This is a genomic window from Streptomyces toyocaensis, from assembly GCF_000725125.1.
In the GTDB taxonomy this organism is placed as follows: Bacteria; Actinomycetota; Actinomycetes; order Streptomycetales; family Streptomycetaceae; genus Streptomyces; species Streptomyces toyocaensis.
On sequence record NZ_JFCB01000011.1, the window covers coordinates 36,294 to 55,027 of the forward strand.

At 74.1% G+C, this 18,734-nt stretch carries 17 protein-coding genes; 16 read left to right on the plus strand and 1 reads right to left on the minus strand.

Features of this window, described 5'->3' with window-relative positions:
• Positions 1–130 precede the first annotated feature (130 nt).
• The gene (locus BU52_RS14340) at positions 131–658 is read left to right on the plus strand and encodes a YbjN domain-containing protein (RefSeq protein ID WP_037933568.1); all 528 of its coding nucleotides are present in this window, start codon (positions 131–133) and stop codon (positions 656–658) included.
• Positions 659–941: 283 nt separating this feature from the next.
• Here the strand turns inward: BU52_RS14340 and BU52_RS14345 are convergent, their stop codons facing one another.
• Positions 942–2,135 carry a pyridoxal phosphate-dependent aminotransferase gene (locus BU52_RS14345; protein ID WP_037933570.1) on the minus strand — a complete coding sequence of 398 codons (1,194 nt, stop codon included), beginning with the start codon at positions 2,133–2,135 and terminating at the stop codon, positions 942–944.
• A gap of 838 nt (positions 2,136–2,973) precedes the next feature.
• On the opposite strand from BU52_RS14345, the gene BU52_RS14350 reads away from it, so the two are divergent.
• The 15 genes from BU52_RS14350 (at position 2,974) to BU52_RS14420 (ending at position 18,704) form a co-directional block, all read left to right on the plus strand.
• Positions 2,974–3,507: a DUF2617 family protein gene (locus BU52_RS14350; protein ID WP_037933572.1), complete on the plus strand. Its 534-nt coding sequence runs from the start codon at positions 2,974–2,976 to the stop codon at positions 3,505–3,507.
• Positions 3,508–3,566: 59 nt separating this feature from the next.
• Positions 3,567–5,228 (plus strand): polyamine aminopropyltransferase, encoded by a 1,662-nt coding sequence (locus BU52_RS14355; RefSeq protein ID WP_037933573.1) that lies wholly within the window; start codon positions 3,567–3,569, stop codon positions 5,226–5,228.
• An 86-nt stretch (positions 5,229–5,314) separates the two neighbouring features.
• Positions 5,315–6,523: an SRPBCC domain-containing protein gene (locus BU52_RS14360; protein WP_037933575.1), complete on the plus strand. Its 1,209-nt coding sequence runs from the start codon at positions 5,315–5,317 to the stop codon at positions 6,521–6,523.
• 70 nt (positions 6,524–6,593) lie between these two features.
• Complete coding sequence (locus BU52_RS14365) at positions 6,594–7,382, plus strand: aldose epimerase family protein (protein ID WP_037933576.1); 789 nt, start codon at positions 6,594–6,596, stop codon at positions 7,380–7,382.
• Between the two features lie 9 nt (positions 7,383–7,391).
• On the plus strand, positions 7,392–7,940 hold the full coding sequence (gene pyrE / locus BU52_RS14370) for an orotate phosphoribosyltransferase (RefSeq protein WP_037933579.1): 549 nt from the start codon (positions 7,392–7,394) through the stop codon (positions 7,938–7,940).
• Between the two features lie 196 nt (positions 7,941–8,136).
• Entirely contained in the window at positions 8,137–9,168 is a 1,032-nt protein-coding gene (gene fbaA / locus BU52_RS14375) for a class II fructose-bisphosphate aldolase (RefSeq protein WP_037933581.1), read from the plus strand.
• Positions 9,169–9,225: 57 nt separating this feature from the next.
• On the plus strand, positions 9,226–10,713 hold the full coding sequence (locus BU52_RS14380; RefSeq protein ID WP_051858194.1) for an MFS transporter: 1,488 nt from the start codon (positions 9,226–9,228) through the stop codon (positions 10,711–10,713).
• 17 nt (positions 10,714–10,730) lie between these two features.
• Positions 10,731–11,144, plus strand: a complete 414-nt coding sequence (locus BU52_RS14385; RefSeq protein WP_037933862.1) for a DUF3151 domain-containing protein — start codon at positions 10,731–10,733, stop codon at positions 11,142–11,144.
• Positions 11,145–11,293: 149 nt separating this feature from the next.
• Positions 11,294–12,124, plus strand: a complete 831-nt coding sequence (locus tag BU52_RS14390) for a tryptophan 2,3-dioxygenase family protein (RefSeq protein ID WP_037933583.1) — start codon at positions 11,294–11,296, stop codon at positions 12,122–12,124.
• Complete coding sequence (kynU, locus tag BU52_RS14395) at positions 12,117–13,310, plus strand: kynureninase (protein WP_037933586.1); 1,194 nt, start codon at positions 12,117–12,119, stop codon at positions 13,308–13,310. Before BU52_RS14390 ends, kynU begins: the two co-directional genes overlap by 8 nt.
• 158 nt (positions 13,311–13,468) lie before the next feature.
• Positions 13,469–14,332: an alpha/beta hydrolase gene (locus BU52_RS14400; protein WP_037933587.1), complete on the plus strand. Its 864-nt coding sequence runs from the start codon at positions 13,469–13,471 to the stop codon at positions 14,330–14,332.
• Positions 14,333–14,625: 293 nt separating this feature from the next.
• Positions 14,626–15,546, plus strand: coding sequence for an alpha/beta hydrolase (locus BU52_RS14405; RefSeq protein ID WP_037933866.1), 921 nt, complete (start codon positions 14,626–14,628; stop codon positions 15,544–15,546).
• Positions 15,543–16,730: an acyltransferase family protein gene (locus BU52_RS14410; protein ID WP_037933590.1), complete on the plus strand. Its 1,188-nt coding sequence runs from the start codon at positions 15,543–15,545 to the stop codon at positions 16,728–16,730. The genes BU52_RS14405 and BU52_RS14410 overlap by 4 nt, the downstream gene beginning before the upstream one ends.
• Positions 16,723–18,042, plus strand: a complete 1,320-nt coding sequence (locus BU52_RS14415) for a sensor histidine kinase (RefSeq protein ID WP_037933592.1) — start codon at positions 16,723–16,725, stop codon at positions 18,040–18,042. Before BU52_RS14410 ends, BU52_RS14415 begins: the two co-directional genes overlap by 8 nt.
• On the plus strand, positions 18,039–18,704 hold the full coding sequence (locus BU52_RS14420; protein ID WP_037933594.1) for a response regulator: 666 nt from the start codon (positions 18,039–18,041) through the stop codon (positions 18,702–18,704). The genes BU52_RS14415 and BU52_RS14420 overlap by 4 nt, the downstream gene beginning before the upstream one ends.
• Positions 18,705–18,734: the final 30 nt, after the last annotated feature.

The following is an 18,734-nucleotide window of genomic DNA, read 5'->3' on the forward strand; positions in this document are numbered from 1 at the left end:
CCCGACCCGTATCGGGTACCTCGGCATTGACCGGATCGAGTCAGCCCACGGCTGACAGGCCCGTCGGGGCTTGCCACCCCCCTCCCCGCATGGGAGAGGATGGCGGAATCCGTACGAAGGGAAATTCACGGTGACCATCGACCCGTCCTCGATTCCGAATTTCGGGGGCCAGCCCGAGCCGCAGCCGCAAGGACCGGCGGGCCCCGTCGTCCCGGATCAGGACCTCGTGAAGCAGCTCCTCGACCAGATGGAGCTCAAGTACGTCGTCGACGAAGAGGGTGACCTCGCGGCGCCGTGGGAGCAGTTCCGCACCTACTTCATGTTCCGCGGCGAGGCCGACCAGCAGATCTTCTCCGTCCGGACGTTCTACGACCGGGCGCACAAGATCGACGAGAAGCCGCAGCTGCTGGAGTCCGTCGACGACTGGAACCGGCGCACCCTGTGGCCGAAGGTCTACACCCACACCCATGACGACGGCACGGTCCGTCTCATCGGTGAGGCGCAGATGCTGATCGGCATGGGCGTGAGCCTGGAGCACTTCGTCTCGTCGACGGTCAGCTGGGTGCGGGCCGCGATCGAGTTCGACAAGTGGCTCGTCGAGCAGCTCGGCCTCGAGCAGGAGGTCAACGACGCGGACAAGCCCGAGGACGACGAGTAGCCCGTCCCGGGGCACGGCGTTTCGGCGGTACGGCGACGTACCCGCCGTGCGTGGGGGAGAGCCCGGTCTCCGGCGTCGGCCATCACGGTCGGCGGTCGGAAGGCCGGGCTTTCCTGTGGCCGGGCCGCGGCTACCTTCTCGGCGAACCGTTCCCTCCCCTCCGGAGCGTTCCGCAGAGCGGTTACCGCGGTGCAGCGTGTCCGGACGTTGCCCACGGTCGAAGCGGAGGTACCCGGGCCGCTGGTCCGGCACACTGGGGTCGTCCAGGGCTGAGTGATCACGCTCAGCGGCTCCCGGCGTTCTTCAGGCGCCGGGCGGCCTCCTCGAGCACGGACCGCTTCTTGCAGAACGCGAAGCGGACGAAGGGGGCGCCCATCTCGCGGTGGTCGTAGAAGACGGCCGTGGGGATGGCGACGACGCCCGCGCGCTCCGGCAGGGCGCGGCAGAAGGCGACGCCGTCGGTCTCGCCCAGGGGGCGGATGTCGGCGGTGACGAAGTAGGTGCCGGAGGGGCGGTACACGGTCAGGCCCGCGTCCTCCAGGCCCGCCGCCAGGACGTCGCGCTTGGCGCGCAGGTCCGCGCGGAGGCCGGTGAAGTACGAGTCGGGCAGGGCGAGGGCCTCGGCGATGGCGTACTGGAAGGGGCTGGCGGAGACATAGGTCAGGTACTGCTTGGCCGAGCGGACGGCCGTGACCAGTTCCGGGGAGGCTGTCACCCAGCCGACCTTCCAGCCGGTGAAGGAGAACGTCTTGCCCGCGCTGGAGATGGTCACCGTGCGCTCCCGCATGCCGGGGAGGGTGGCCAGGGGGACGTGCTCGGCGTCGTCGAAGACGAGGTGCTCGTAGACCTCGTCGGTCACGACGAGCAGATCGCGCTCGACGGCCAGCTCGGCGACGGCCGTCAGCTCCTCGCGGGTGAGGACCGTGCCGGTCGGGTTGTGCGGGGTGTTGATCAGCAGCAGGCGGGTGCGGTCGGTGACGGCGTCGCGCAGTTCGTCGAGGTCGAGGCGGAAGCGGCCCTCGCGGGGGCGCAGCGTGACCGGGACGCGGGTGCCGCCCGCCATGGCGACGCAGGCGGCGTAGGAGTCGTAGTACGGCTCGAGGGCGACCACCTCGTCGCCGGGCTCCACCAGGGCGAGCAGCGTGGCCGCGATGGCCTCGGTGGCGCCCGCGGTGACCAGGACCTCGGCGTCGGGGTCGACGGACAGGCCGTAGCGGCGCAGCTGGTGCGCGGCGACGGCGGCGCGCAGCTCGGGGACGCCGGGGCCCGGCGGGTACTGGTTGCCGCGGCCGTCGCGCAGGGCCCGTACGGCGGCCTCCCTGACCTCCTCGGGGCCGTCGGTGTCGGGGAAGCCCTGACCCAGGTTGATGGCTCCGGTCCGCAGGGCCAGGGCCGACATCTCGGCGAAGATCGTCGTCCCGAACTCGGCCAGCCGACGGTTCAGCAGGGGGCGCGCGCTGGAGGTCATGGCGGCCATCCTGCGCCGAACCTCTGGACTTCCTCAACTCTGCTTTGGGCCGCGCGGGCGGAGGGCATCTCCCGGTCACACGCGTGAGCGAGGCGCCCACGGGGGGCCGCTTCGGGGGATCACGGGGGATTCGGAAGGAGGGCGACGCCATGCTCTTCGCTATCAGCCTGGGTGTGTTCGTCCTGTTGTTCGTGGTGTCCGGCGTCGTCGGGCGGCGCAGGTCGGCCCGGAGGGGGGCGCTCCGTCCGGTGCGCCGTCCCGCCGCGTCGTCCGGCAGCCATCGCGGCGGGCGCCGGAGCAGCTGGTGGGCGGGCGACGGAGGCAGCAGCAGCTCCTCCGGCTCGTCGTCGGACTCCGGCGGTGGATCGTCCTGCGGGGGTGGCTCGTCCTGCGGAGGCGGGTCGTCCTGCGGGGGCGGCGGATGCGGCGGTGGAGGCGGCTGACACGGGGCAGCGCGCCTCCACATCGGGAGATGACGCATCCGCGACAGCGGGGTCCGCACCTGGGGCGGGCCCCGCTGTGTCGTCGGGCGGGGGCGGCCCGTCCGGTTCCGTTCGGGTGCCGGGGGTGTGATGCGACGGGCGTACGCCGTTGCCCGGGGGCGTACTTGGGGGTTGAACAGTTGAGCTGAGGAGCCCCCGAGGGGATGGAAACCCCACGAAGTTGGGTAAAAACCCTGTGGTGGAGCCACAGTTCATGATTCCCTATAAATCACCAGCGCAGCCCTCGGACTCCCCGCGGACCCTTCTTCCGGCCGGGTGACCGGGCTGCCGGCCCGGGTTCTCCGGTGCGACCGGAGCGCGCGGACCCTCCTCTCCCTCTCCTTGTGTGCTTGCGGAGCCGATCCATGCTCACGACCCTGAACACCGCCTATTCCGACACCCGCGCGGCCGACCTCGCCTGGGCCCTGGGGCGTGAGCCGCTTCCCGCGCTGGCCACGCTCGACCTCGAACTGACGGGCGCGAAACTCCAGTTGCGGCTGCTGGGCGCCTCCCACCAGGTGCTGGTGGAGGAGGAGAGGGGCCTGTGCTCGGAGACGGTGGCGTGCGACCCGGGCAGCAGCACGCCGCTCCCGCTGGGCGTGGCCAAGCGCGTGGACGACTGGGAGTACGAGTTCGCCGCCCGGGTCGAGGTGCTGCCCCCGGGGTCCTTCGCGGGCCGGGCGCAGGAGTTGCTCGCGCTGGTCGCCGACCACCCGCAGGGACTCGCCGGTGTCTTCCCCGGCAGTCCGCACGCGTTCACCGCGATGCTGGCCCAGTGGCACGAGGGCCAGGTCCACTGGCGGACCTGGCACGCCTACCCGCAGGAAGGGCAGCTGGTGGCCACACGGACGAAGGTCGGGGTGCGGGCGATGGCGCACACCGGTACGGGGCGGGCGTAAACAAATATCACGCGTGTGGGTGACGTTGTGCTGTGGAGCAGTAACGTAACGTCGCTGGCGTGATCGGACCGCAGGCCCCCGCACCGCCCGGCTCCGCGCAGTCCTGGGACGGGCCCGGCGGCGACGCGGGGAGCACGGTGCGGCTGCCCGTGCGGCAGGGCACCGGGCGGTTCCTGGTCCTCGCGGGCGTGTTCGTCTGCGCGGCCTGCGGACTCGTGTACGAGCTCGAACTCGTCGCGCTCGCGACGTACTTGATGGGGGACTCGGTCACCCAGGCGTCCGTCGTGCTGTCCGTGATGGTCTTCGCGATGGGTATCGGCTCGCTGGCCGCGAAGCGGCTGCGGCGGCACGCGGCGGCCGGGTTCGGCGCCGTCGAGGCGGCCCTGGCGCTGGTCGGCGGGTGCAGCGCGATGGCCCTGTACGCCGTGTTCGCCTGGACGGGTGACTGGGGCGGGATGTGGGCGAGCGGCCCGCGCGCGCTGCTGGTCGCCTTCTCCCTCGCCACCGGCCTGCTGATCGGGGCGGAGGTGCCGCTGCTGATGGAGCTGATCCAGCGGATCCGCCGGCAGGACGCCGGGGGCGCGGTGGCCGACCTGTCCGCCGCCGACTACGTCGGCGCCCTGGTCGGCGGACTCGCCTTTCCCTTCCTCCTCCTGCCGCTGCTCGGCCAGGTGACCGGCGCGCTGGTCACGGGGGCCGTCAACGCGGTCGTCGGGGGCGCGCTGGTGCTCGGGCTGTTCCGGCAGGACCTCTCGCGCCGTGCGCGCCGGACGCTGGTCGTCGCCAACGTGTGCGTGCTGGCGGTCCTCGGCTCGGCCGCCGTCCTGGTCGACGACTTCGAACGGGCGGCCCGGCACGCCCTGTACGGCTCGGACGTACGGGTGGCCCTGCGGACGGACGTGCAGGAGGTGCTGCTCACCGGCGGGCGGGACGGGCGGCCGCTGAACCTGTTCCTCGACGGGCGGCTGCGGGTCGGCGGCCGGGACGAGGCCCGGTACCACGAGGCGCTGGTGCACCCCGCGATGAACGGCCCCCACGCCCGCGTGCTCGTCCTCGGCGGCGGTGACGGGCTGGCCGTGCGCGAGGTGCTGCGCCACACCGGCGTGCGCCGGGTCGACGTCGTGGAGCTGGACGCGGGCCTGGTGCGGCTGGCCCGCCGCGACCCGGCGCTGTCCGCGCTGAACGCGCACTCCCTGGACGACCCGCGCGTACGCGTCACCGCCGCGGACGCCTTCGACTGGCTGCGGGGGGCGCCCCCGGTGGCGTACGACGTGGTGGTCTCGGATCTGCCCCATCCCGGGATCACCGCGAGTACGAAGCTGTACTCGCGCGAGTTCTACGGGCTGGCCCGGCGGGCGCTGGCGCCCGGCGGGCGGCTCGTGGCGCACGGGGGCGCGGTCGCGTCCCGTCCGCGTGACTTCTGGACCGTGGACGCGACGCTCCGCGCGGCGGGGCTGCGCACCGCCGCGTACCGGGTGCGCGGCCGGCAGGCCGGCTTCGCGGCCGGGCCCGACCGCGGCCCCGCGACCGCCCTTGCCCACCGCGACTGGGGGTTCGTACTGGCCGCACGGCACGCCCCCGAGCCGCGCCTGGACCCGTCCGGGCCCCGGCCGCGCACGCTCACCGACGCCTCCCTCGCGGCGGACGCCCGGGCCGCCGGCCGCACCCGTGTGCGCGGTCTGCCGCCGTCCACGCTGGTCCATCCGCGGTACGCCGGCTGAGCCCCCTCCCGCGTTCCGCACCGACGCGCCGCGACTTCCCGCCGACGGGGGTGCAGCCCGGCGCGGTCTGGGTAGGCTCCGGACTCATGGAGCACGAGGTGTTCGTTCCGGTCGCGGTGGAACGGCTCAGGGAGGTGCTGGACGACCCCGCGCGGGTCGCCCGGGCGGTGCCCGGGCTCCAGCACGACGCCGGTGCGGAACCCGTCGCCGGCCGCCTGAAGGTCCGCGTCGGCAGCCACTCCGTCACCTACCGGGGCGCGGTGCGGGTGTCCGCGCGGGACGACGGCTCCTACGCCGTCGACGGGGACGCGGCGGAGACCCGGGGCAGCGGCGCGGTGAAGCTGGCGCTCCGGCTGCGTCTGCGGCCCGTGGAGGACGGTACGGAGATCGTGGTCGGTGGCACGGCGACGGCCGGGGGCCGCGTCACGGAGCTCCCCGCGGAAGCGGTGGCGGCGGCGGTGACCCGCCTGCTGAACCGCTTCGCGGAGAACCTGGGGGCCGTGGCGGAGGAGGCGCCCGGACCGGACTCGGGTCCCGGGGCGGAGGCCTCCGGCCCGGAGCCGGGCGGGCAACGGCGGGCGCCGGAGCCCCCGGCGGGCCCCGAGTCCCCGGAACTCCTGTCCACGGGCGACTTCGAGCCCCGCGCCACCTCCGACTTCGAGACGACCCCGGACGCCGACGACGCCCCGCCGTCCACGCCCGCCCGGAGGGCGGCCGACGCCGGTCTGCCCGAGCCTGCGGCGGAGGGGGCCGCCCCGAACGGCGACGACGCCCCGCCGTCCACCCCCGCGGAGGACGAGGCCGCGTCCGCCCCTGATGCGGGCGGCACCGCACCGGCTCCGGACGAGGCGGCACCGGCACCCGGCGCACCCGCCCCGAACGGGGACGACGCCCTGTCGTCCACCCCCGCGGAGGACGAGGCCGCGTCCGCCCCTGACGCGGGTGACACCGCGCAGGCACCGGACGCGGACGCGGTCGCACCCGTCCCGGGCGCGGCGGAGGACGAGTCCGCACCCGACGCAACGGACGGCGCGTCCCGCGCCGGGGCGGACGGCGCGTCGGCCTCCCCCGGGGACGAGGAGGACTCCGTCGCGGAGGCGGCCCACGCCCGGCGGACGATGATCGGCCGCAGTGCCGAAGAGGTGGACCACGCCCCGCCCCGGGGCCGCTACGCCCCCGTCCCCGCGCCGCAGACCGTCTCCTCCGGCGCCCCCCTGCGCTGGGCGGCCCCGGCGGCGGCCCTGGCCGTCGCCTCGGCGGTCGTGGCGATCCGTGCCCTGCGCCGGCGCCACTGAGCCCGGACGGACGGGCCCGGCGGCGGCCGTCGCGACGACGCCCTCTTGATCGTCCCAGTAGGGTCGTGACGTGAGTAACGAACACATCACGCTGACCGCGGGAGACGCGGAGGTGGACGTGCTGCCGGGGAACGGCGGGCGGGTCGGTGGGCTGCGGGTCGGCGGCGTGGAGTTGCTGCGGCAGGGGGAGCGGTTCGGGTGCTTCCCGATGGTGCCCTGGTGCGGACGGATCCGTGAGGGACGGTTCCGGGACGGCGCCGCCGTGCACCAGATGCCGCTCAACGCACCGCCGCACGCCATCCACGGCACCGCACGCGACACCGCCTGGCACACCGCCCGCAAGAGCACCGACGAGGCCGTGCTGATCTACGACCTCGCCGAGCCGTGGCCGTACCCGGGGCGGGTCACCCAGCGGATCGCGCTCACCGAGGGGTCCCTGACGCTGACGACGGGCGTGGAGACGTACGAGTCGTCCTTCCCCGCCCAGATCGGCTGGCACCCGTGGTTCAACCGCACCCTGGGGGGCGAGGACGCGCGCATCGACTTCGCGCCCGCCTGGCAGGAAGAGCGGGGGGAGGACCACCTGCCGACCGGGCGGCGGATCGCGCCGCGTCCGGGGCCCTGGGACGACTGCTTCGGCATGCCCGACGGCGTGGACGTCACCCTCACCTGGCCGGGGCGGCTGGAGCTGAAGGTGACCAGCCGCGAGCAGTGGGTCGTGGTGTACGACGAGCAGCGCGAGGCCGTCTGCGTGGAGCCGCAGACCGGGCCGCCGGACGGGCTGAACACACACCCGCGCCTGGTCACCCCGCTGGAGCCGCTGGAGGCCTCGACGACCTGGGCCTGGAGGCGCCTTTAAGCTGGCGGCATGACGGACACACGCGGCGCGCTGCTGCAGCAGATCAAGGACAAGGCCGTGGTGCACGGCAAGGTGACCCTCTCCTCCGGTCTGGAGGCCGACTACTACGTCGACCTGCGCCGCATCACCCTCGACGGCGAGGCCGCCCCGCTGGTCGGGCAGGTGCTGCTGGACCTGACCGCGGAGCTGGAGTTCGACGCGGTGGGCGGGCTGACCATGGGCGCCGACCCGGTCGCGGCCGCCATGCTGCACGCCGCCGCCGCGCGCGGCCGCCGTCTCGACGCCTTCGTCGTGCGCAAGGCCGCCAAGGCCCACGGGCTCCAGCGGCGCGTCGAGGGCCCGGACATCAAGGGCCGCCGGGTCCTCGTCGTCGAGGACACCTCCACCACCGGCGGCTCCCCGCTGACCGCCGTCGAGGCGGTGCGCGAGGCCGGCGGGGAGGTCGTGGCCGTCGCGACCATCGTCGACCGGGCGACCGGCGCCGCGGAGAAGATCCAGGAGGGCGCCGGGGTGCCGTACCTGTTCGCCTACTCCAAGGACGAGCTCGGCCTCGACTGATCCGCCCGGCCGCCCGGCCGCAGGTACGGCGCGGGGACGCGCGGGTACGACATCACCGCGATAACGACTCGGACTGTGCCGTCGACCAGTCGGCCACGTCTGGGAAGATGGGCCCGACAATGACGTCGCAGCCAAGGTTCCAGGTCAGGGCCGACAGTACGCAGTACGCCACACCGCACGCATAAGGAGCGGACAGATGCCCATCGCAACTCCCGAGGTCTACAACGAGATGCTGGACCGGGCGAAGGCAGGAAAGTTCGCCTACCCGGCCATCAACGTCACCTCGTCCCAGACCCTGCACGCGGCACTGCGCGGCTTCGCCGAGGCGGAGAGCGACGGCATCGTCCAGATCTCGACGGGCGGCGCCGAGTTCCTGGGCGGCCAGCACAGCAAGGACATGGTGACCGGCGCGGTCGCCCTGGCCGAGTTCGCGCACATCGTCGCCGAGAAGTACGACGTCAACATCGCCCTGCACACCGACCACTGTCCGAAGGACAAGCTCGACGGGTACGTGCGTCCGCTGCTCGCGGTGTCCGAGGAGCGCGTCAAGGCCGGCCGCAACCCGCTGTTCCAGTCCCACATGTGGGACGGCTCAGCGGAGACCCTCGCGGACAACCTGAGCATCGCCCAGGAACTCCTGGAGCGCGCCCGCGCCGCGAAGATCATCCTCGAGGTCGAGATCACCCCGACCGGCGGCGAGGAGGACGGCGTCTCGCACGAGATCAACGACTCCCTCTACACCACGGTCGACGACGCCGTCCGCACCGCGGAGGCCCTCGGCCTCGGCGACAAGGGCCGCTACCTGCTCGCCGCGTCCTTCGGCAACGTGCACGGCGTGTACAAGCCGGGCAACGTCGTCCTCCGTCCCGAGCTGCTCAAGGAGCTCAACGAGGGCGTCGCCGCCAAGTACGGCAAGCCGGCCGGCTCCCAGCCGTTCGACTTCGTCTTCCACGGCGGTTCGGGCTCCTCCCCGGAGGAGATCCTCACCGCCCTGGAGAACGGCGTCGTGAAGATGAACATCGACACCGACACCCAGTACGCGTTCACGCGTCCGGTCGCCGACCACATGTTCCGCAACTACGACGGCGTCCTGAAGGTGGACGGCGAGGTCGGCAACAAGAAGACCTACGACCCGCGCACCTGGGGCAAGCTGGCCGAGGCGTCCATGTCCGCCCGTGTCGTGGAGGCCTGCCAGAACCTCCGCTCCAACGGCACCCGCCTCAAGTAGCACGACGCGTCGAGCCCGGCACCGCGGCGGTGCCGGGCTCTTCCGTATGCTCGCCGCATGCCCGACGTCCGGCTGGCCTCCCCGCAGGGCAGGTGGATCCTGTTCACCACGGTCCTCGGCTCGAGCATGGCCCTGCTCGACTCGACCGTGGTCAACGTCGCCCTCCCGCGCATCGGCCGCGCTCTCGACGCCGACCTCGCCGCCCTGCAGTGGACCGTCAACGCCTACATGGTCACCCTGGCCGGGCTGATCCTGCTCGGCGGTGCGCTGGGCGACCGGTTCGGGCGGCGCAAGGTGTTCGTCGTCGGAGTGCTGTGGTTCGCCGCGGCCTCCCTGCTGTGCGGCCTGGCCCCGGACGCCGGTGTCCTCATCGCCGCCCGGGCCCTCCAGGGCGTCGGCGGCGCGCTGCTCACGCCCGGCTCGCTCGCCCTCATCCAGGCGTCCTTCCACCCCGACGACCGGGGCCGCGCGGTGGGCCTGTGGTCCGGCTTCGGCGGGATCGGAGCGGCGGTCGGCCCGTTCGTCGGCGGCTGGCTGGTGGACGGGCCCGGCTGGCGCTGGGTGTTCCTCCTCAACGTGCCGCTCGCCCTGCTCTGCGCCCCCGTCGCCCTGCGCCACGTGCCGGAGTCGGCGGGCGGGAAGGCCGAGGGCCGGTTCGACGTCCTCGGCGCCGCGCTCGGCGCGGTCGCCCTCGCGCTGGTGACGTACGCGCTGATCGAGGCCGGCGAGGGGTCCTGGGTGGTCGCGGTCTGCGCCGTCGCCGGCCTGGCCGCCGCGGTCGCCTTCGTCCTCGTCGAGAAGCGCCGCCCGGACCCGATGATGCCGCTCGGCATCTTCGCCTCCCGCCAGTTCTCGGCGGTCAACGTCGTCACCCTGTGCGTCTACGCGGCCTTCGGCGGGTTCTTCTTCCTCGCCGCGCTCCAGCTCCAGGTCGTCGTCGGCTGGTCCGCGCTCGCCGCCGGTACGGCCCTGCTGCCCACGACCGCGCTGATGCTGCTGCTGTCCGCCCGCTCCGGCGAACTCGGCGACCGGATCGGCCCGCGCGTCCCGCTCACCGCCGGGCCGTTGCTGTGCGCGGCCGGGATGCTGCTGATGCTGCGCGTCGGGCCGGGTGCCTCCTACGCCGCCGACGTGCTGCCCGCGCTCCTGGTGCTCGGCCTCGGCATGGTCACCCTGGTGGCGCCGCTGACCGCGACCGTCCTCGCCTCCGTGGACACCGCCCGCGCGGGCCTGGCCAGCGGCATCAACAACGCCGCCGCCCGCGCCGCCGGCCTGGTCGCGGTGGCCGCGCTGCCGCTGCTCACCGGGATGGGCCCGGAGGCGTACCGCGTTCCGGACGCCTTCGACGACGCGTTCCGCCGGGCGATGGCGCTGTGCGCCGGCGTCCTGGTGGTGGGCTCCGTCCTCGCCTTCGCGACCGTACGCCGCCCCGCACCGGACTGCTGCCGGCCGGAGTGCCGCACCCACGGCAGCGTGGCGGTGCCTCCGCTGGAGGCCGGGAGCCGGCTGGAGGCGGGGAGGGAGCGCGGGAGCCGGGCGCGCTGATGTACGAGACTGGGACCATGTCCATTCACGAGAACCTCCTCGGGGGCCCGCCCCCGACCCACCTCCCCGACGACCCCGGCCCGCGCGAGCTGCTCGCCTCGGGCTCCACGCCCACCGACGTCGCGGCCAAGTACCCCACGTCCTCCCTGGCCTGGGCCCGGCTGGCCGACGAGGCGTTCGAGCAGGGCAGCGTCGTGGAGTCCTACGCCTACGCCCGTACGGGCTACCACCGCGGACTGGACGCGCTGCGCCGCAACGGCTGGAAGGGCCACGGCCCGGTGCCGTGGGAGCACGAGCCCAACCGGGGCTTCCTGCGCGCCCTGCACGCCCTCGCCCGCGCCGCGCAGTCGATCGGCGAGCAGGAGGAGTACGAGCGCTGTGCGCAGTTCCTGAAGGACTCCTCCCCGACGGCGGCCCAGGTCCTGGGCTGAGCCGTGACCCGTCCGGGGCCCGCCTGTGAGCAGGCGGGCCTTGCGGTTTCGGGGGACGATTACGCAGGATGCACCGTGGGGACCGGGGCCCCCGTGCCGGTAACGGCAGGGGCGGACCGCTACCCGGAGTACACATGCAGGAGACAGCGATGTCCCACGAGGCTCACGAGCCCGAGACCCCGCATCTCGATTTCCAGGGAACGACTCCCTACGAGGACTACGTCAAGGCCGATGTCCTCACCCACCTCCAGCACACCCTCTCCGACGATCCCGGAGAGATGGTCTTCCTGGTCACCACCCAGGTGATGGAGCTGTGGTTCACCGTCGTCGTCCACGAGTGGGAGACGGCGGCGAAGGCGCTGCGCGAGGACGACGTCCCGACCGCGGTCGACGCGCTGAAGCGCTCCCGGCGGGAGCTTCAGGTCCTGAACGACTCCTGGAAGCCGCTCATCGGACTCACCCCGGCGCAGTTCAACTCCTACCGCGGCGCGCTCGGTGAGGGCTCGGGTTTCCAGTCGGCGATGTACCGGCGCATGGAGTTCCTGCTCGGTGACAAGTCCGCGTCCATGCTGGTCCCGCACCGGGGCGCGCCGCGCGTGCACGCCGAGCTGGAGAAGGCGCTGCACGAACCGAGCCTGTACGACGAGGTGCTGCGCTTCCTCGCGCGGCGCGGGCACGCGGTCCCCGAGGAGGTGCTGCGGCGCGACGTGTCGCAGCGGTACGAGCCGTCGCCCGAGGTGGAGTCGGTGTGGACGGCCGTGTACGCGGGTGACGGGCGGGACGAGGTGGCCCGTCTGGGCGAGGTGCTGACGGACGTCGCCGAGCTGGTGTGGCGCTGGCGCAACGACCACCTGGTCGCCACCCGCCGCGCGATGGGCGCCAAGACCGGCACGGGCGGCTCCGCCGGGGTGGCCTGGCTGGAGAAGCGGGCGCAGAAGAGCGTGTTCCCCGAGCTGTGGACGGCGCGGTCCCATGTCTGAGCTCGCGGCGAAGGCGGAGAAGCTGGACGGGGCCGACGAACTGGCCGCCAAGCGGGACGGGTTCGTGCTGGACGAGGTGGTCTACCTCGACGGCAACTCGCTGGGCGCGCTGCCCGCCGCCGTCCCCGGCCGGGTCGAGGACGTGGTGCGCCGGCAGTGGGGCGAGCTGCGGATCCGCTCCTGGACGGAAGGCGGCTGGTGGACGGCGCCGGAGCGGATCGGCGACCGGATCGCGCCGCTGGTCGGCGCGGCGGCCGGGCAGATCGTGGTCGGCGACTCGACGAGCGTCAACCTGTTCAAGGCGCTGGTGGGCGCGGTGCGCCTGGCGCGGGCGGCGGATGCCGGCCGGGACGAGATCGTGGTCGACGCGACCACGTTCCCCACGGACGGCTACATCGCCGGGTCGGCGGCCCGGATGACCGGCTGCACGCTGCGTCCGGTGACCCCGTCCGAGGTTCCCGCCGCGCTCGGTGACCGCACGGCCGCCGTGCTGCTCAACCACGTCGACTACCGCACCGGCCGGCTGCACGACCTGCCGTCGCTCACCGCGGCCGTGCACGCGGCGGGCGCGCCGGTCGTCTGGGACCTGTGCCACAGCGCGGGCGCGCTGCCGGTCGGGCTCGACGAGCACGGCGTGGACCTGGCGGTCGGCTGCACCTACAAGTACCTGAACGGCGGGCCGGGTTCGCCGGCCTTCCTGTACGTGCGCGCGGATCTGCAGGACCGCTTCGACTCCCCGCTGCCCGGCTGGAACTCCCACGCGGAGCCCTTCGGCATGCGCCCCGAGTACGAGCCGGCGGCGGGCGCGGTGCGCGGGCGGGTCGGCACCCCGGACATCCTCTCCATGCTCGCCCTGGAGGCGGCGCTGGAGGTCTGGGAGGGTGTGACGGTCGACGCGGTGAGGACCAAGTCGCTCGCGCTGACGGACTTCTTCCTGGAGTGCGTCGAGGAGTACGTGCCGGCGGGCCGGGTCGCGTGCGTGACGCCGCGCGCGCACGCGGAGCGGGGCAGTCAGGTCGCCCTGCGCTGCCCGGACGCGGGTGACGTGATGGGGCGGCTGATCGAGCGGGGCGTGGTCGGCGACTTCCGCCACCCCGACGTGCTCCGGTTCGGCTTCACCCCGCTGTACGTCGGCTTCGCGGACGTGGAGCGGGCGGCGCGGGTGCTGGCGGAGGTGCTGGCGTAGTCGGGGCCGGGGGTGAGGCCGTACGGCGTCGCCCCCGGCCCGCTGACCGAGCGTGACATCCCCATGTCGGGGCGCGTGGCCGCCCTGGTACCGTCCCGGCCGAACGGCCGCGTTCCCGCCGGCCCGTCACCCGCGTGGTAGTGATGAGAGGTTGGAGCATGACGGACGACGCCGCAGCCGCCCGGGCCGCCGCCGAGGAGGAGTCGGCCCTCTCCCACCCGCCCGTGGATCCCGACGCCACGGTGACGTACGGCGACGACCCGGACCAGCTGATCGACCTCTACGCGCCGCGCGGGGCGGGCGGTCCCGCGCCCGTCGTCGTGGTCCTGCACGGCGGTGCCTGGCGGGCGCCCTACGACCGGCGCCACGTCAGCCCGTTCGCGGCCTTCCTGGCCGGCCGGGGCTTCGCGGTGGCCAGCGTCGAGTACCGGCGCGGGGAGCGCGGCGGCGCTGCCGCGGTCGCCGGGCGGTGGCCCGACACCTTCGACGACGTCGCCGCCGCGCTGGACGCCCTGCCCGCGCTGATCAGGGAGCACCTGCCGGGGGCCGACCCGCGCCGCGTCGTGCTCACCGGCCACTCGGCCGGCGGCCACCTGGCGCTGTGGGCCGCCGCCCGGCACCTCCTGCCCGCCGACTCCGCCTGGCGCACGGACGGTCCCCCGTCCCTGCGGGGGGTCGTCGCCCTCGCTCCGATCGCCGACGTCGCGGTCGCCGACAAGCTCGGCGTGTGCGGCGGCGCGGCGCGCCAACTCCTCGGCGGGGACGACCACTTCGCCGCACGCCTGCCGTACGCCGACCCCGCGCTGCTGCTGCCCACCGGGATCGCCACCACCCTCGTCCAGGGCCGCACCGACATCGACGTGCCGCAGGCGGTCGCCGAGTCGTACGCGGAGGCGGCGGCGAAGGCGGGGGAGGTGGTGGGGGTGACGCTGCTGGAGGACGTCGGGCACTTCCCGCTGATCGATCCGGCGGCGGACGCGAGTGCGGTGGTCGCGGAGGAGATCGCGCAGCTCGCCTGGTGAGCCCATTCCCGGGCCGCTCCCGGTCATACCCCTAGTACCTCGGAGCTACCTCACAGGTGAGTCCCCTGGTGGGACGCGGGTTACGTGCGTGGATCCGTAACTTCCCTTCCCGGTGGGCCCGATGGCCGGGCCGAGGGGGAGGTACGACCACGATGGGGCGGCGGCGCGAGGGTGTACCGGACGGGTCGTGGGGGTACCTCCCAGGCCTTTCGGGCACTGGGGGAGGCACGACTGCCCGCGGGAGCGGGAGGGGGAGCGGGAGCGGTCGCCGTGGGCGGTGGCGGCGGGGTGGGCTGGCGGTGCTGGTCGCCGCGGCGGTTGCCGTGCCGCTCGCCGGGGCGGGGCGGGCACGGGTGCCCGCGCCGGTGCCCGCCGTCGTCGCGCCGCCCGTCGCGGCGAACCTCGACGCGGTGTACGCGGCCCACCGGGCAGGGGCCCGGGAGGCGGCCCGGATGGCCGGGGACCACGGCGACCTGAAGCGGGCCGCGGTCGACCGCGCGCTGGCCGGGAGGCAGTTGCTGCACTTCGACGGGCGCGGGCCCGGACGGGTCACCGAGGTGCTCGGTGACCTCGCGCGCGCCGGCCGGGTCGCCGTCCTCGTCCCCGGCTCCGACACCGGCCTCGACACCTACGCCCGGTTCCGCGCCGCCGCCCTCGCCCTGCACGAGCGGCTCGCCGACGAGACCCCGGACGGTACGCGCACGGCGGTCGTGGCCTGGCTCGGCTACGAGACACCCGGCACCCTCGGCACCGCCGTCGCCACCACCGGACGCGCGGAGGAGGCCGCACCCGGACTCCGCGCGCTGGTCCGCGACGTGCGCGCCGTCGCCGGGCAGCGGGCCCGGGTCTCGTTGCTCTGTCATTCCTACGGTTCCGTCGTCTGCGCCGAAGCCGCCGACGGCCTCGACGTCGACGACATCGCCCTCCTCGGCAGCCCCGGCACCGGCGCCGACACCGCGGCCGACCTGCGCACGCGGGCCAGAGTCTGGGCCGCCCGGGGCACCGACGACTGGGTGGAGAACGTCCCCCACCTCAGCGTCGGGCTCCTCGGCACCACCGTCGGCTTCGGCACCGACCCCCTGTCCCCGGCCTTCGGCGCCCGCGTCTTCACGGCCGGCGACGGCGGTCACAGCGACTACTTCGCCCCCGGTTCCGTCTCCCTGGCCAACCTCACCCGGATCGTCCTGGGCGACACCCGGGCGGTGACCTCATGAGTCACCTCACCAGCGCGATACGCCACGCTGTCGCGCGCGTCGACGCGGCCACCCCGCTCCACCGCGACCGCGCCGTGGACGCCCTGCGCGCCCTCGCCGTCCTCGGTGTCGTGCTCGGCCACTGGCTCGTCACCGCGCTCGTCTCCGACGGCCGCACCCTGCACACCGCCGGCCCGCTCCAGCACATGCCGTGGCTGGCCCCCGTCTCCTGGGCGTTCCAGACCCTCGCCGTGTTCTTCCTGGTCGGCGGTCATGTCGCCACCCGCGGGTACGCCTCGGCGCGTGCCCGTGGCGTCCCGTACCACCGCTGGCTGCGCGACCGGCTGGCCCGGCTGTTCAAGCCGGTCGCCGCCCTCCTCACCCTGTGGACGGTCGTCACGGCCGTGCTGCTGCTCTCCGGCGCCGAGTACGCGACCGTCCGCACCCTGGCGAAACTCGCCCTGTCCCCGCTCTGGTTCCTGTTGGTCTTCGCCGCCCTCACCGCCGCGACGCCGCTCCTGACCCGATTGCATCCGCTGTGGCCGCTCGCCGTCGTGCTCCACGTCGACCTGCTGCGCTTCGGCCTCGGCGCCCCCGACTCGCTCGGCTGGCTGAACCTGGCGGCGGGCTGGCTGGTGCCGTACACCCTGGGCGCCGCCTGGACCCGGGGCGAACTCGAAGGCCGCAGGTCCGGCCGGCTCCTCCTGGTCGCCGGTGCGGCGGCCACGGCCGCGCTCGTCGCCTTCGCCGGCTACCCGGCGTCGATGGTCGGCGTCCCGGGCGCCGGGGTGTCCAACCTCAACCCGCCGACGCTCGCCGCCGTGACCTTCGGCCTCGCCCAGTGCGGGCTGGCGCTGCTACTGCGGGAGCGGCTGCGCGCCGCGATGCGCCGGCCCGTCGCGTGGGCGGCGGTCGCGCTGGTCAACCTCTTTGCGATGACGGTCTTCCTGTGGCACCAGACGGCCCTCATGGCGACCACCGCCACCGCCCTGCCCGCCGGGCGCCTGCCCGGTCTGCACACCGTCCCCGACGGCCTCGGCTGGGTCGCCGCCCGGCTGCTCTGGCTGCCCGTGTTCGTCCTGGCCCTCGCGGTCTGCGTGTCCGCGTTCCGTTCCTGGGAGCGGGGCGGGGGAGGACGGCGGCGCGGACGGTCCCAAGTGGTCCGCACCCACCGGCCGACGACGCAGGACGTGCGTCATGTCTAGGCTGAACGGTGTGACGAACACGGGGGCGGGGCTCGTCCGGCGGTGGCTGGGCGTGCTGCGGGACGACCTGGTGACGGCGCGAGCGGACCCGCTGCCGCCGTCCCTCTGGGTGCGCTGGCTGCCGCACGGAGTGGTGTGCCTGGCGGCGTTCGGGGTTCTGCTGGGCGACATGGCCCAGCTGACGGACGACGACCGCGTCGTAGGGGGGCTCGCGCCGGTACTGGCGTCCGCGCAGGGCGGTGCGATGGTCCTCGCGCTGTGGCGGCCCATCGCGGCGTGGTGGGTGTCGCTGACGGCCGCGGTGACCGGCGCGGTCGCGCTGCACAGCAGGTTGGGCCTCGACGGGCCCTCCTTCACCTGGCCCTGGACGTCCGCCGGGATCATCGCTCACCTGTTCGTCCTCCTGCTGCTGGCACTCCGGGTGCGCAGCCGTGTGGCGGTCGAGGCGCTGGCCCTGACGAGCCTGGCCACCTATCTCGTGCAAGGAGTGTGGGGCGGGGCGAACTACACGCCCACCGGCCAGGTCCTCGTGCCCCTGGCCGCGGTCGTCGTCCTCGTCGGCACCGCCCTGCGCGGCCGTCGCGAGGCCCGCGCGGAGCTGGTGCAGCAGACGACGCTCACCGCCGAGGAACGCGCCCGCCGCACCCTCCTGGAGGAACGCAGCCGTATCGCAAGGGAGTTGCACGACGTGGTGGCCCACCACATGTCGGTGATCTCCATCCAGGCCCAGGTCGCCCCGCACCTCGTGCCGGACCCGACGGACGAACTCAAGGAGAACCTCGCCGGCATCCGCCAGAACGCCGTCGAGGCGCTCACCGAACTGCGCCGCGTCCTCGACGTGCTCCGCTCGGAACACCCCGCCCCCGGCGAGCGCTCGGACGCCCCGCAGCCCACCCTCGACCGGCTGGAGGCGCTGGTGGAGAACACCCGCGCGGCCGGACTGACCGTCACCACCGAGATCACCGGCGAACGGCGGCCGCTGCCGCCCGGCGTGGAGCTGTCGGCGTACCGGATCGTGCAGGAGGCGCTGAGCAACGTCCTGCGGCACGCGCCCGGCGCGACCGCTCACGTCGCCCTGGCCTACGATCCGCGAGGGCTCCGGGTGGAGGTCGTCAACACCGGTCCGGCCCGCGAGGCACCGCCGTCCTCCGGCGCCGGGCACGGGCTGCTCGGCATGCGGGAACGGGCGGTGATGCTGGGGGGCAGGCTGACGGCCGGCCGCTGGTCGGGCCGGGGCTACAAGGTCGACGCCTACCTGCCGGTCTCCGCCACGCCCGCTTCAGAACCCCTCCCTCAGGACGGCACCGCATGATCCGCGTACTGATCGCCGACGACCAGCAGATGGTCCGGCAGGGCTTCACCGTGCTGCTGAACACGCAGCCCGACATCGAGGTCGTCGGCCAGGCGGTGAACGGGGTGGACGCGGTCGCGCAGGTCGCCGAACTCGCCCCGGACGTCGTCCTGATGGACATCCGCATGCCCGAACTCGGCGGCATCGAGGCCACCGCCCGGATCACCACCGCCGCCCCGGACGTCAGGGTGCTCGTCCTGACCACCTTCGACCTCGACGAGTACGTGTACGAGGCGCTGCGCGCCGGGGCGTCCGGCTTCCTGCTGAAGGACGCCTCCGCCGACCAACTCGCCGAAGCCGTGCGAGTGGTGGCGGCCGGCGACGCGCTGCTCGCGCCGGGTGTCACGCGCCGCCTGATCGCCGAGTTCTCCCGGCTGGACCCCCGGCCCCGCAGCACCCGGCCCGGACAACGCGTCGGCGAGCTGACCGAACGCGAGACGGAGGTACTCGCGCTGATCGCGCAGGGCCTGTCGAACGCGGAGATAGCCGTACGGCTGGTGGTGGCCGAGCAGACCGTGAAGACGCATGTCGGCCGCATCCTGGTGAAACTGGGTCTGCGGGACCGCACGCAGGCCGCGGTGTTCGCCTACGAGTCGGGGCTGGTGCGCCCCTCCGGGTACTGAGGGGAGACCCGGATCCGGCCTGCGTAGTAC